A 12,438-nucleotide genomic window follows, 5' to 3' on the forward strand; every position below is an offset into this window, starting at 1 on the left:
CATGCGGCGGCTCGGCCGCAGCTCCGGCTGACCGACCAGGCCGTACAGCCTCGACCCCGACCGACGCGTGCGACGGCCCGGTAGCGGCTCCGGTCGGGGCGTGCGGCAGGTCGGCCACGGCGGGAGAGTGCGGCGGTTCGACCGGGGTTCCGGCCGGCGGGGGCGGTGGTTCGGCTGCCGCCTCGGCGCGGGCCGGCGGCACCTCGCCGCGGGTCGGCGCCGGGCGCCGGTACGAGACCGCCAGCAGCGGCGCCGGAACCCCCACGGCCCAGCAGTGACGCCCGGGGCCGACCGGAGCCTGGGCCCGGGCCGACTCGGGGGCCTGGTCCGCGGTCTGCAGTGCAGCCCGATGCGCGGACGGCGCAGGCCCGGGCGCGGCAGTGGCGGTGTCCTGGCCCGCCTGCCCGCCCGCAGCAGCAGCCACGGTGACGACGACGCCGGGGGGTCGGGCCCCGCAGGAGCCTTGCCCGGCCGGCCGGAACCCGTACCCGGCCGGATCTGCCGACCCGGTGGCGGACGACACGGTGAGCGCCACCCGCCCGGCCGGTACGGACTCCGTGCTGCCGGCGTCGGCGCGCTGCCCGGACGCCGCCGGGCCGGGAACACCGCCGTGCGGCCGGGCCGGGCCCGCGGCAGCCTGCGCCGCCACCGCGGCGGCCGGACAGTCGGAGCGGAACCGGTCGGCGTGCCGGGCGAGGCCGGCATACGCGCCGTCCAGCGCGGCCACCGCATCCGGCCCGGCCGCGGTCCGCGCGGCCGGGCCCGCCGGGGCGGAGACGTCGCCCTGCGGCGGGACCTGACCGGCGGTCACGGGCCCGCCCGGGGCGACGGCGGCCGACCGCACGGCCGAAGCCACCGCGTCGGCGAACTCGCCCGGCGGCTCCGCGCCCTCCGGCGCGACGGCCGTGGCGGGAAGCCCGCCCTGCGGCCGGATCCGGGCGGCGGACACGGCGGGCCCGCCCACGGTGTCCGCGGCGGCGGCGTGTCGCCCGGACGGGCCCGTCACGGACGGGGCGTCGTCCTCCGGCGTGTCCGCGGCGCGTACCGCGACGCCGGGCGGATCGGCCGGGCGCAGGACCGCGGCCTGCGGGCGGACCTGGGCCGCGGCGGGCGGTGCCGCGGACTCGCCGGCCGCAGCAGCGGGTTGCGACGGGAGGTCGGGCGCGGCAGCAGTGCCCGGGAGGACGTGGTCCCTGGCGCGGGCCTGGCCGACGGCAGCGACCGGTGCCGGGGCCGACGCCGGTGCCGCCGGGTACGGCGGGGACGCAACGGCCGGGGCCGGGGCCGTGGCCGGCCACATGAGGAGGAGGGTGCCCGAGGTGTGGGAGGTCGGGGCATGCGGGGAGGCCGGGGGCACGCGGAGGGTGCCCGTGGTGGAGGTGGTGCGGGTGGGGTACATCGTTGCCTCCGTCATGCGAACAGCCGGCGCCAGGTTTCGGGGCCCGGATAGCCGTTGGCCGCGGCGCCGCGCCAGCCCTGGGCGCGCTGGAACGCCTCGACGCTGCGGCGGTCGGCCTCGCTCCAGCGGGGTCCCGGACCGGCGGTGTAGTGCTTGCCGAAGCCCTTCTGCACCAGCCGGTGGCCGAGGGCGGCGATCGAGGGGTGGGTGGACCCGGGCCGGAACACCGCCGCACCCGGATAGGCGGGCACACCGGCCGCCATGTCGACCGGCGGGCCAGCGGGCACACCGGCCGCCACGCCCACGGGCAAACCGGCGGGCAGACCAGCAGGCAGGCCAGCGGGCGACGCGGTGGGCAGGCCAGCGGGCAACGCGGTGGGCAGGCCAGCGGGCAACGCGGTGGGCAGGCCAGCGGGCAACGCGGCAGGCACGACCATCGGCGCCCCGGCCGGCCCCGGGCGGGCCACGGAACCGGCCGCCGCAGGGCGGGCCACGGAACCGGGAGCCCCGGGGCGGGTCGCCGCACCGGGAACCTCCGGACGGGCCGCAGAGCCGGGAGCCTCCGGACGGACCACGGAACCAGGAGCCCCGGGGCGGGTCGCAGACCCGGGAGCCTCCGGACGAGCCGCGGACGCGGGAGCCCCCGGACCGGCCGCAGAGCCTGGCGCGCCAGGCCGGGCCGCGGAACCGGGAGCCTCCGGACCGGCCGCGGACCCGGGCGCGCCGGGTCGGGCCGGGGAGCCGAGCGGGCCGGGGGCGGCCTCCAGCGTCGGGAGGATGTCGTTGCCCTGCCCGTCGACCAGGAGCTGCCAGGAGTGCGGGCCGGGGATGCCGTCCACGTCGGTGCCCGTCCAGCCCTGGGCGATCTGGAAGGCCTGGGTGGCCAGCAGGTCGGAGTCGGACCACTTCGTGCTGGGCCCGTTGGGGTAGAACCGGCGGCCGCCCCGGTCGATCAGCATCCTGCCGAGCTCGGCGACGTACTGGTTGTCCGCGCCCGGGCCGAACATCGCCGCCCCGGGGTAGTCCTTGGACGGGAGCGCCGGTTTGGGGTCGGCCCCCGTGTCGGGCCCGGTGGTCCCGCCCGTCACCCCGTTGAACCGGTACGGGACGTACTTCGCCGCGTTGTTCCAGTACCCGTACGGGGTCGCCAGCTTCCGCGTGTGCGGGCGGGTCTGCTCGTAGGCGATGTAGTGCGTGTGGGTGTCGTCGACCCAGCCGCCGAAGAGGGTGACGTGCGAGCCGTTGTTGGGGTCCGCCGGGTTGTGGAAGAGGAGCATGTCGCCCGGCAGCAGCTCGTCCTTCGTGATCTTGGTGGCGAACTTGTCGAGGCTGCCGGTCCACTCGTTCGTACCGAGGTTCCACGCCATGGACACGTAACCGGAACAGTCCTGCCGGTAGCCGTCGGCCCAGTAGCTGTACATGCTGTACGGGACCTTCGCCTCCAGCCACAGCTGCGCCCGGTTGATGATCGACGTGCGGTCGATCCGCTTGATCGAGGACGGCGCTCCCGGCGTGCCGCCGGGCTTGACCGGCCCGGGGCGCCCGTGCAGCGGGGACCGGCCGCCCTGCGGGGAGGAGGGGCCGTCCTCGTCGCGGCCGTCGGCGCGCGCGGGCTTGCCGCCCTTCCCGGGCTTGCCGCCCTTCGCAGGCTTGGCGGGCTTGCCCGGCTTGGCGCCCTGATCGTCCTGACCGCCCTGCCCGGCCTGCCCGGCCTGCCCGGCCCCCTGGGCCGGCCCGCCGGGCCCGGTGTCCGCGGGGCCCGGGACGGGGTCGGCGGCCGGTGCGTGCGCCACCGCTGCCGGTACGGTCGCGCCGCCGGTCAGGACCACGCCCGCCGCGGTGGCCAGCACCAGCGCACGGCGCGCGCCGTGCGCGGCCGGGTGGCCGCCGTCACGAAGCGCTATGGCCCGCGTACGGGAGAGGGAGCGGCGCCGGTGTACACATCCCGGGCAGCCGCAGTCGCCTGCGGGCTCGTACTCCTCGAAAACGGGCGTCGGCATCGGCACCTGCGTCGGGGGCTGCTTCGTCATGCGGGTCCGTCCACTCCCCTGCTCGTCCACTTTTCAGGCAGCCGGACATCTGTCGGGGCGTCAGATTCGGCTGCACCCAGACATATCGTGCACGATAAACCCCTCAAACATGGGCTAATCGGACAAGGTGGGCGCGGCTGGTCATGAGTGCCCCTGGATGTGGGGTAGAGTTTTCCCTGTCAGCAGGCGCCGCTAGCTCAGTTGGTTAGAGCAGCTGACTCTTAATCAGCGGGTCCGGGGTTCGAGTCCCTGGCGGCGCACCGACAAGAGGAAGCCCCTCGCAGTGAGAACTGCGAGGGGCTTCTTCGTCGTGCGCGTCATGTCGGCCGGTCCCCCGTCCGGCCCTGCCCGAGGTGCGCCCGGGCGCGCCGACCTGTGTCACACCTTCGCCGGCGTACCCGTACTCGTGCCCGTGCCCGTGCCCGTGAGGTAGGCCGAGACGACCACGTTCGCCGTGTACTCCTTGGCCGTCTTGTCGTACGTGCCCCCGCAGGTCACCAGCCGCAGCTCGGGCCGCCCCGCGATCCGCCGGCCGTACGCCTTGTCCGGGTCGAAGCTGGTGCGCTCGTACACCTGGACGTCCTCGATGGTGAACTCGGCGACCGAGCCGTCGGCCCGCACCACCCGCACCTTGCCGCCCGGAAGCGCCGAGCTCAGGCCGTAGAACACCGCCGGTCTGGACGCGGTGTCCACGTGCCCGACCAGCAGCGCGGCCCCCGCCTCGCCCGGCGTCGTGCCCCCCTGCCACCAGCCCACCGTGCCTGGGCTGCCGTACGGGGGCGGGTCGATCGCGCCCCGGGCGTCCAGGCCGCGCGGGACCACCGGGGCCCGGATGCCCAGCGACGGCACCTCGACCCGCACCGGCAGGGCCGCGGCCAGCGGGGCGTGGGCGGCGGGCAGGCCGGGCACCGGGAACGCGGGCCCGCCCGCGCGGGCGGGCTCCGGCAGCGGCGGAATGCCGGTGATCTCCCGGCCCCACAGCCACAGCCCGAGCACCAGCACCGTCCAGGCGGCGAAGGTCAGCAGTCGCCCGGTCGGGGACGCTCCCGACTCGTCGGAGCCGCTCACCGGCGGTGCCTCACTCGCCGCTGCGACGACGGCGCAGGGTGAGGGCCCGGCCCGCGACGGCCAGGGTGGCCGCGGCGGCGAGGACAGCGCCGATCACGGTGTGCGGCAGGCCGGGGCCGTCGGCCCCGTGGTCCTTCTTCGCGGCGACGGCGGCAGTCCGCGCCGCGTCGGCCCCGGCCCCGCCGACCCCGTCGGCCCCGCCGGCCGCGTCGGCCGTCCCGGTCCCGCCCGCCTGCTTCGCCCGTTCCGCGATCCGGGCCGTCTCCGCGAGTTCGGCGGCCATGCCGCCGCCCCCGGCGTGGACCGGCCGGATCGGCGACTCGTGGGGGTCCGGGCGCTCCCGGCCTTCGTCCCGGTCGCCCTGGCCGTGCTCCTTCGACGAGTCCCCGTCGCGTTCCTTGGCGGAGTCCTCGCCGCGCTCCCGCGCCGAGTCCTTGTCGTGCTCCTTGCCGGAGTCCTCACCGCGCCCGCCGGTCGATTCCTCGCCCCGCCCCCTCGCGGAGTCCTCGCCCCGCCCCCTGGCGGAGTCCTCGCCGCGCTCCCTCGAAGAATCCCTGTCGGGGTCCCGGCCCAGGCCCTTCCCCGGATCCTTCCCGGAGTCCTTGGCCGAGTCCTTCCCGTGCGCCTGGCCCCCGCGCTGGCCGACCTCCAGGGAGCCGCGCAGTTCGGAGCCCTCGCACCGGACCCGGACGTCGTACCGGCCCGGCTCGGCCCGCGAGCTGATCATCGTGTCGCCCCGCAGCGTCCCGTCGCCGTCCGGGCCGGAGGACAGGTGGGCCTCGGCCACGAAGACGGAGGACCTGGCGGTCGCCCAGCGGGCGTCACAGCCGCGGACGCGCAGCTTGACCTGCGCTCCCGGCTCGGCCCGGTGAGGATCGACCGAGACGCCCCCGCGGTCCTCCTCGCCCGCGAAGAAGGCGGTGGGTGCGGACGCGGCGGGGCCGGCGGCGACGGCGGTGAACGCCGCCAGGGCTGTGGCCAGCCCGCCGGCGCGGAGAGCGATCAGAGCACTGCGCATGGTGAACCTCCTCATCTAGGAGGTTCACGTGCGGCGCGGCACTCCGCATCCGGAGCGACACGCCGTTGCGCCGATCGGATCAGACAAGATCGACCAGGTCAGCGATGGAGTCCACCGTCCGCGTCGGGCGGTAGGGGAACTTCTCGGTGTCCTCGGCCGTGGTCAGACCGGTCAGCACGAGGAAGGTCTGCATGCCCGCCTCCAGGCCGGCCAGGACGTCGGTGTCCATCCGGTCGCCGATCATCGCGCTGCTCTCGGAGTGGGCGCCGATGGCGTTCAGACCCGTCCGCATCATCAGCGGGTTGGGCTTGCCGGCGAAGTACGGCTGCTTGCCGGTCGCCTTGGTGATCAGGGCGGCGACGGCGCCGGTGGCGGGCAGCGGGCCCTCGGTGGAGGGGCCGGTCTCGTCGGGGTTGGTGCAGATGAAGCGGGCACCGGCGTTGATCAGCCGGACGGCCTTCGTCATCGCCTCGAAGCTGTACGTCCGGGTCTCGCCCAGGACGACGTAGTCGGGGTCGTGGTCGGTCAGGATGTAGCCGATGTCGTGCAGGGCGGTGGTCAGGCCCGCCTCGCCGATGACGTACGCCGTGCCGCCCGGGCGCTGGTCGTCGAGGAACTTCGCGGTGGCCAGCGCAGAGGTCCAGATGTTCTCGACGGGGACGTCGAGGCCCATGCGGCTCAGCCGGGCCTGCAGGTCGCGCGGCGTGTAGATCGAGTTGTTGGTCAGCACGAGGAAGGGCTTGCCGGATTCGCGCAGCCGCTTGACGAAGGCATCGGCGCCGGGGATCGGGGTGCCTTCGTGGATGAGGACGCCGTCCATGTCGGTCAGCCAGGATTCGATCGGCTTGCGCTCTGCCACGGGACTGTTCTCCGCTCTCGGTGACCGTCACCGGTGACGGTGTCCGGTGACCTGAAAGTGTGGTCTCCGCCACCCTATCGGTGCCGGGCCGTGGACGCGGAGGTCGTCCACAGCCCGGGCACCGGCCCCCCCTGGGGTCAGCCGAGCTTGACGTTGTCCACGGTCCAGTACCAGTTGTTGCTGCCGGTGTACCGGAAGCGGACCTGTACGTTGGTGGCTCCGGCCGGGACCCGGAGGGTCAGGGACTCGGCCTTGGCGACCGCGTCGGCGGTGTGGTTCTTGACGACGGTCGGGGTGCCGCCGTTGTAGGAGACCAGGACCTGGGCGGTCTGGCCGGCCTCGTGGCGGTAGTGGGTCTGGTAGGTGAGGGTGCGCGTGGTGCCGCCGGTCACCGGCCAGGCCGGGGTGATCAGAGTGGAATCGAAGCTTCCGGTGTGGGTCCTGTCGTCCCACTCGTCGGAGTCGGCGACCGCGAAGACGTCACGGGAGCGGACGTTCAGCTCGCGCCACTGGTCGCGCTGGGACTGGCTCCAGAACTCGTCGGTGGCGAAGGCCCATCCGGCCCACTCGGTGACACCGCCCGAGCCCGTCCGGGAGTTGTCGACGGACCAGCCGGCCGGCGGGGTGTGCGTGAAGCCCTTCACGCCCGCCGGGATGCCCGTCTCGTCCACGCGGGCCTGGAGGTTGGGGCGCAGGGGGTCGAACGGGTCGTTGTCCGGGCGGGCCGCGCCCCGAGCGAGGAGGCCGCTTCCAGCTGTGCGGTGTCGAGCTGGGAGAAGGCGGCGAGCAGCGGACGCATCACGAAGGGCGTGCAGTACGTGATCTCCGCGAGGAGCACGCCCCACGGGGTGGCCAGGAACCGGAACGGCCCTTCGGCACCTCCGAACGCATCGGTCCACAGCCCGTTGGCCAGACCGACCGACCCGTAGACGAAGAGCAGGGCCAGGGTGATGAGGAACGAGGGGAACGACAGGAACACGTCGATGAACTTGGCGACGGCCCGCGCTCCCGGAAACGGGACGAAGGCGATGACCAGCGCGAGGACGAACCCGAGGACCAGGCAGCCGACCGTGGCCCCGGCGACCAGCCACACCGTGGTCCCGAGCGCCTCGCGGAAGGACCGCGAGGCGAACACCGCGCCGTAGGCGGAGAAGGCCCCGCCGTGTTCGGGGCTGAGGGACTCCCGGACGACCATCGCGAGCGGGTAGAGGAAGACCAGCGCGAGCGCGGCCACAGGCGGCAGCGCCCACAGCCCGCGCGGCAGCCGGGACCGCGCGGCCGCGGACGCGGCGGGCACGGCGGGAGCGGCGGACACGGCGGCCTCACCCATCGCCCACCCCCGCAGCCAGCAGCACCGCGTCGCGGGGTGCGAAGTGCAGGGTCACCCGGTCGCCCAGCGCCGGGGTCTCGCGCAGCTCGGGCAGGTCCGCGGTCACCCGGTGGCCGTCCACGTCGACGTACAGCCGGCGGGTCGAGCCGCGCCACTGCACCTCGCTGAGGGTGCCGGTCAGGGCGTTGGGCCCGGTCCCGGCGCCGAGTGCGAGCAGGTGCGGGCGGATGCACAGGGTCGCCTGCGCGCCCGGCGCCGCCCGGCCGCGGTCCAGCTCCAGCTTCCGGCCGGCGAACACCGCCCCGGAGTCGGCGACGGTCACCGGCAGCAGGTTGGCGTTGCCGACGAAGGAGGCGGTGAACCCGGTGCTCGGGGACCGGTACAGCTCCTGCGGGGTGCCGCAGTCCTGGAGCCGCGCCCGGTCCATGACGGCGATGCGGTCGGCGAGGGTGAGCGCCTCGACCTGGTCGTGGGTGACGTACAGCATCGACACGTCGAGCAGTTCGCGGTGCAGCCGGGCCAGTTCGGCGAGCATCCCGGAGCGCAGCTGGGCGTCGAGCGCGGACAGCGGCTCGTCGAGCAGCAGCACTCCGGGCCGGATGGCGAGCGCGCGGGCGATCGCGACGCGCTGCTGCTGGCCGCCCGACAGCTCGCGGGGGTGCCGCTCGGCGTACGCGGCCATCCCGGTCATCTCCAGGGCCTCGGCGACCCGGGCGGGTATCTCGGCCCGCGGGGACTTCTGCGCCTTCAGCCCGAAGGCGACGTTCTCCTCGACCTTCAGGTGCGGGAAGAGCGCGTACTGCTGGACGACCGTGCCGATGCCGCGCTTGTGCGGCGGCAGCGCGGTGACGTCCCGGCCGCCGATCAGGACCCGGCCGGACGCCGGGCGGACGAAGCCGGCGACCGCGCGCAGCGCGGTGGTCCTGCCCGACCCGGAGCCCGAGCAGGGCCATGACCTCGCCCGGTTCCACGGTCAGGTCGAGCCGGTCCAGGACGGTGTTGCCGCCGTACGCGACGCTGACCGACTCGAAACGGATCCCGCTCACGCCCCGCCCCCCTCCAGCAGGCCGGGCAGCTCGGCGACGGAGCCGAGGACATGGGTGGCACCGTGGTCCGCCAGTACGGCGCGGTCGTGGGTGCCGGTGAGCACACCGGCCACGATCCCGGCGCCGGCCCGGCAGCCGCTGAGCATGTCGTACGCGGTGTCGCCGGCGACCACCACGTCCCGTACGTCGTCGACCGCGGCGGTCCGCAGGAACGCGGTCAGCACCATGTCCGGGTGGGGGCGGCCGCGGCCGCCCGCGTCCGCGGGGCACAGCGTGAGGTCGGCGAGCCCCCGCCACCCGAGGGCGTCGAGGACGGCGTCCTGCGTGACCCGCGCGAAACCGGTGGTCAGGACCACGGTCCGGCCGCCCGCGCGCAGCTTCTCGATGGCCTCGCGCGCACCGGGCAGCGGCGCGACGAGCCCGCCGTCGACGAGCTCGGCGTACGCCTCCTCGAACGCGGAGTTGGCCTGCCGGGCGAGCTCCTCCGTACCGAACAGGGACCGGAAGACGGAGATCTTCGACTCGCCCATGGTGTCCCGCACGTACTGGAGCTTGGCGTCGAAGTCGGCGGTGCCGGCCTCCACGCCGAGGCGCTCGGCGGCGCGGGCGAAGGCCCGCTCGACGAGGCCGCCGTCGGCCACGGTGGTACCGGCCATGTCCAGGACTACAAGATTGCTGCTCACAGTGGTCACCAACCCATCTCGTCGGCAGTGGTCTCGGCAATGGCGGGCGAGCAGGTCATCCCGCGGCCGCCGGGCCCGGTCACGAGCCATACCCCGTCGCGGACCTGCTCGCGGTGGACGACGCGGGAGGTGTCGACGCACTGCGCGTACACGCCCGCCCAGCGGTGGCGGATCCTCGGCAGCGGGCGGCCCAGGAAGGACTCGACCACCCCGGTGAGGTACTCGTACGGCTCCTCGACGGTGTCGAAGGCGAACGGGTGCTCGTACTCGTGGGTGTCACCGATCGTCAGACCGCCGTCCCGGCGCTGGACCGTCAGCAGCTGCATCTTGTGCCCGGCCGCCACCGGGTCCTGCGGCTGCGCCGCGTCGAGCGCGTCGAGGGCGGCGCTCCGGTAGGCGGGGTAGTACCGGAAGCTGTCGGCATCGGCCACGGAAGTGTTCAGGACCTCGCCCAGCGGGTCGGTCTGCATCATCTGCAGCCGGACCCGCCGCACCGGCAGTTCGGGCGCCAGCTCCCGGACGAGCCCGGACAGCCAGGCCCCGGTGGCCAGCACCACGGCGTCCCCGCGGTGGACGTCACCGTGGTCGTCCCGAGCGCTCGCGCTCCCGACGACCTCGCGCACCTCCCGCCCGGGCAGCCAGGTGTAGCGCCCGCAGGCGAGCAGCGCGTCACGCAGGTGCACCTGTGCGGTGCGCGGCTCGACGGCGGCGTCCCGCTCGCACCACAGGGCGGCCTCGAAGCTGCCGCGCAGCGCGGGGGTGATCTCCCGGGCCTCGCCGGCGGTGACCAGCCTGTAGCCGCGGGCGGCGGCATCCGGCCGGGCCACGGCGGCTTCGGCGACGGCGTACTCGGCCGCGTTCCGGACCGGCGTCAGGGACCCGTTGGCCCGGAAGCCCAGGCCGGGGACCCGGGCGCCGATCTCCTCCCACAGCTCGCGGGCCCGCAGAGCCGTGTCGAGCTCCTCGCCCCCGGCCCGTCCGCTGACCCAGATCTGGCCGAAATTGCGCAGTGACGCGCCACGGGCTTCGGCTTCCGCTCGATGTGGACGACCTCGTGGCCGCGCTCGACCGCTTGCCAGGCGTGCATGGTTCCGGCCACGCCGCCTCCGACGACTATGACTCTCACGCCGACAACGGTGGGTGCGGAGCATGGACCTCCGGGGTCCCGCCGCCAACGAAACGGTGAACACCCCCGGCCATTTGGACCAGACCCGTTACCTCCCGGTGACAGCGACCGGCAGCGCGGGCGGCGTACCGATCAACAGCGCCTCGCGCGGCGTGGCGAGCACCGTCTCCAACTTCTCGTCGGCGTCCCCGAAGGCGATCCCGAGCCGCTCGCGCAGGTATCCGTAGAACGACGAGTCCGGCCGGAAATCACTGTCCAGCCGCGGCGCCCGGGCCACCCGGATGTACGTGCTCTCCAGCCCCACCCGCTCGTCGTCGGCCAGCAGGACACGCTCCAGGTGCCACACGGCCTCACCGGCCTCGGCGCCGATACCGGGAGCCAGATCGGGCGGACAGGCGAACTGTTCGAGCCCGATCAGGTTTCGGCCGGGCCGCCGGCCCTGACGCCGCACGCCCTCGGTGTAGCTCGCCAACGACAGCGGCTGTTCGAGCTTGGGCCCGGCCACGACGGTCCCGCGACCGGAGCGCCGGATCCGCCCTTCGAGCAGCAGCTCCCGCAGTGCTTGGCGCACGGTCTCGCGGGACACCTCGTAGCGCTCGGCGAGGTCGCGTTCGGTGGGCAGCAGCCCGCCTTCACCGACATCATCGAGGAGCCCGGCGATCCGGGCCTTTACGGCGTAGTACTTGGGGATGCGGCCGTGCCCCGGAATGCCGGAACGCACGGGCGACCCAGGACGGTGTTCTTCCACCCTCGGACTGTACGCAACCGAAGTGTCCGCACCCGCCCACCCCTCACACGGCCCCCCTCGCCCTCCTCAACCGACGCCCGACAAACACCAACCCCCCGCCCAACACCACCGCCACAACAGCCACCGCACCCCCGTACGCCCGCTCGCCGGTGTGCGCGAGGGCCCCGGCCTCCCCCGCCTCACCGTGCGGCCGCTCGACGGAGAACCGGTACCCGCCGGCCTCACCGACCCAGTCGCCGTCATCGGCCCGACGCTGCACGAGGGCCGCGTCGACCACCACCTCCCCGGCAGGGGCGTCCGGCGCGAACTCCAGGTACACCCGCACGGTCAGCGACCCGCCACCCCCCACGGCGAACCCGGGAAACGCAGACCCGCCGTCGAAAACGGCAATGATCTCGTCCCGGTCGCTCCGCTCCAGACTCACCGGGAACGTCCCGCCGGGAGCCTCGAACTCCATCCGCACGTGCTCCGGACGCAGCACCCGCGCCTCGTCCGTGAACACCACCACGGGATGGATGGCGGTGCACTCACCGCCGGTGGTGTTCGTCAGATCGAGGAACCAACTCTGCGCCCCGCCGCCGGTCCGGTACACGGCCGGACCACCACGGATACGGGCCCCGATCGGAAAGGCACTGCTCTTCCCGTCCCCACACGTCGCATGAGCCCGCGACGGCAGCGCGGGCGCGGGCCGGGCACCACCGCCGGTACCGACGTCGGCGCCCGCGGTCGGGGCGGCGACGGCAACCAGCGCGGCGGAGAGAGCAAGGACTTCGCGCAGTCGCATGGCAGACCTCTTCCGCATGGCAGACCTTCGCTTCGCTGCTCGCCGGACGGACTGACGGTCGGACGAGGCGACAATCACCACGGCCTGCCCGCACCCTGCCACGCGCGCGCGACACCCGGCCCCCAGCCACGCCCCGACACGACCCGTTTACGCCTGATCGGCGCAGACACCCACAACACCCGCGCCCGCCCCCTCCCCCCTCCCCTCAGAAGTCCCGGGAGCGGGTCCCCGCCAGCGGCAACCCGCCCGTCGCATCTCTGACGGGGCCGCATCCGACTCGTGTGCTCCGGCCCGTTCCTCCGGGGCTTCCCGGCAGCTCTTTGGCATTCCGGGGTGGGCCGGTCGGT

Annotated in this window: 7 protein-coding genes, 1 tRNA gene and 6 pseudogenes; 1 reads left to right on the top strand and 13 read right to left on the bottom strand. The window is 74.6% G+C overall.

The window, feature by feature from the left end:
* The 3 pseudogenes from ACZ4VL_RS14415 to ACZ4VL_RS14425 form a co-directional block, all read right to left on the bottom strand.
* Nucleotides 1-1,414: pseudogene (locus ACZ4VL_RS14415) on the bottom strand (hypothetical protein); the annotation flags it as partial.
* Nucleotides 1,411-1,671, bottom strand: a pseudogene (locus ACZ4VL_RS14420) (peptidoglycan-binding protein); the annotation flags it as partial. The pseudogenes ACZ4VL_RS14415 and ACZ4VL_RS14420, both read right to left, overlap by 4 nt.
* 585 nt (nucleotides 1,672-2,256) lie before the next feature.
* Nucleotides 2,257-3,429 (bottom strand): annotated as a pseudogene (locus ACZ4VL_RS14425) (peptidoglycan-binding protein); the annotation flags it as partial.
* A 186-nt stretch (nucleotides 3,430-3,615) separates the two neighbouring features.
* On the opposite strand from ACZ4VL_RS14425, the gene ACZ4VL_RS14430 reads away from it, so the two are divergent.
* A tRNA-Lys gene (locus tag ACZ4VL_RS14430) sits at nucleotides 3,616-3,689 on the top strand.
* Between the two features lie 118 nt (nucleotides 3,690-3,807).
* On the opposite strand, the gene ACZ4VL_RS14435 is transcribed toward ACZ4VL_RS14430, so the two are convergent.
* From ACZ4VL_RS14435 to ACZ4VL_RS14480, 10 genes and pseudogenes are all read right to left on the bottom strand, one after another.
* Nucleotides 3,808-4,497 (bottom strand): class F sortase, encoded by a 690-nt coding sequence (locus ACZ4VL_RS14435; protein WP_468199643.1) that lies wholly within the window; start codon nucleotides 4,495-4,497, stop codon nucleotides 3,808-3,810.
* 10 nt (nucleotides 4,498-4,507) lie between these two features.
* Nucleotides 4,508-5,515, bottom strand: coding sequence for a hypothetical protein (locus ACZ4VL_RS14440; RefSeq protein WP_468199644.1), 1,008 nt, complete (start codon nucleotides 5,513-5,515; stop codon nucleotides 4,508-4,510).
* 79 nt (nucleotides 5,516-5,594) lie between these two features.
* Nucleotides 5,595-6,374, bottom strand: a complete 780-nt coding sequence (locus ACZ4VL_RS14445; RefSeq protein ID WP_468199646.1) for an HAD-IIA family hydrolase — start codon at nucleotides 6,372-6,374, stop codon at nucleotides 5,595-5,597.
* A 137-nt stretch (nucleotides 6,375-6,511) separates the two neighbouring features.
* Complete coding sequence (locus ACZ4VL_RS14450) at nucleotides 6,512-7,045, bottom strand: hypothetical protein (RefSeq protein WP_468199648.1); 534 nt, start codon at nucleotides 7,043-7,045, stop codon at nucleotides 6,512-6,514.
* A gap of 44 nt (nucleotides 7,046-7,089) precedes the next feature.
* Nucleotides 7,090-7,704 (bottom strand): annotated as a pseudogene (locus ACZ4VL_RS14455) (2-aminoethylphosphonate ABC transporter permease subunit); the annotation flags it as partial.
* Nucleotides 7,697-8,750: pseudogene (locus ACZ4VL_RS14460) on the bottom strand (ABC transporter ATP-binding protein). The pseudogenes ACZ4VL_RS14460 and ACZ4VL_RS14455, both read right to left, overlap by 8 nt.
* Entirely contained in the window at nucleotides 8,747-9,442 is a 696-nt protein-coding gene (locus ACZ4VL_RS14465) for a phosphonatase-like hydrolase (RefSeq protein ID WP_468199649.1), read from the bottom strand. The pseudogene ACZ4VL_RS14460 and the gene ACZ4VL_RS14465 overlap by 4 nt, the downstream one beginning before the upstream one ends.
* Nucleotides 9,439-10,559: pseudogene (locus tag ACZ4VL_RS14470) on the bottom strand (TIGR03364 family FAD-dependent oxidoreductase). Before ACZ4VL_RS14470 ends, ACZ4VL_RS14465 begins: the two are co-directional and overlap by 4 nt.
* Before the next feature lie 88 nt (nucleotides 10,560-10,647).
* Nucleotides 10,648-11,307 (bottom strand): GntR family transcriptional regulator, encoded by a 660-nt coding sequence (locus ACZ4VL_RS14475; protein WP_468199650.1) that lies wholly within the window; start codon nucleotides 11,305-11,307, stop codon nucleotides 10,648-10,650.
* A 43-nt stretch (nucleotides 11,308-11,350) separates the two neighbouring features.
* Nucleotides 11,351-12,172 (bottom strand): hypothetical protein, encoded by an 822-nt coding sequence (locus tag ACZ4VL_RS14480; protein WP_468199652.1) that lies wholly within the window; start codon nucleotides 12,170-12,172, stop codon nucleotides 11,351-11,353.
* Between the last annotated feature and the right edge of the window lie 266 nt (nucleotides 12,173-12,438).

It is taken from the genome of Streptomyces sp. NPDC029014, from assembly GCF_055564695.1.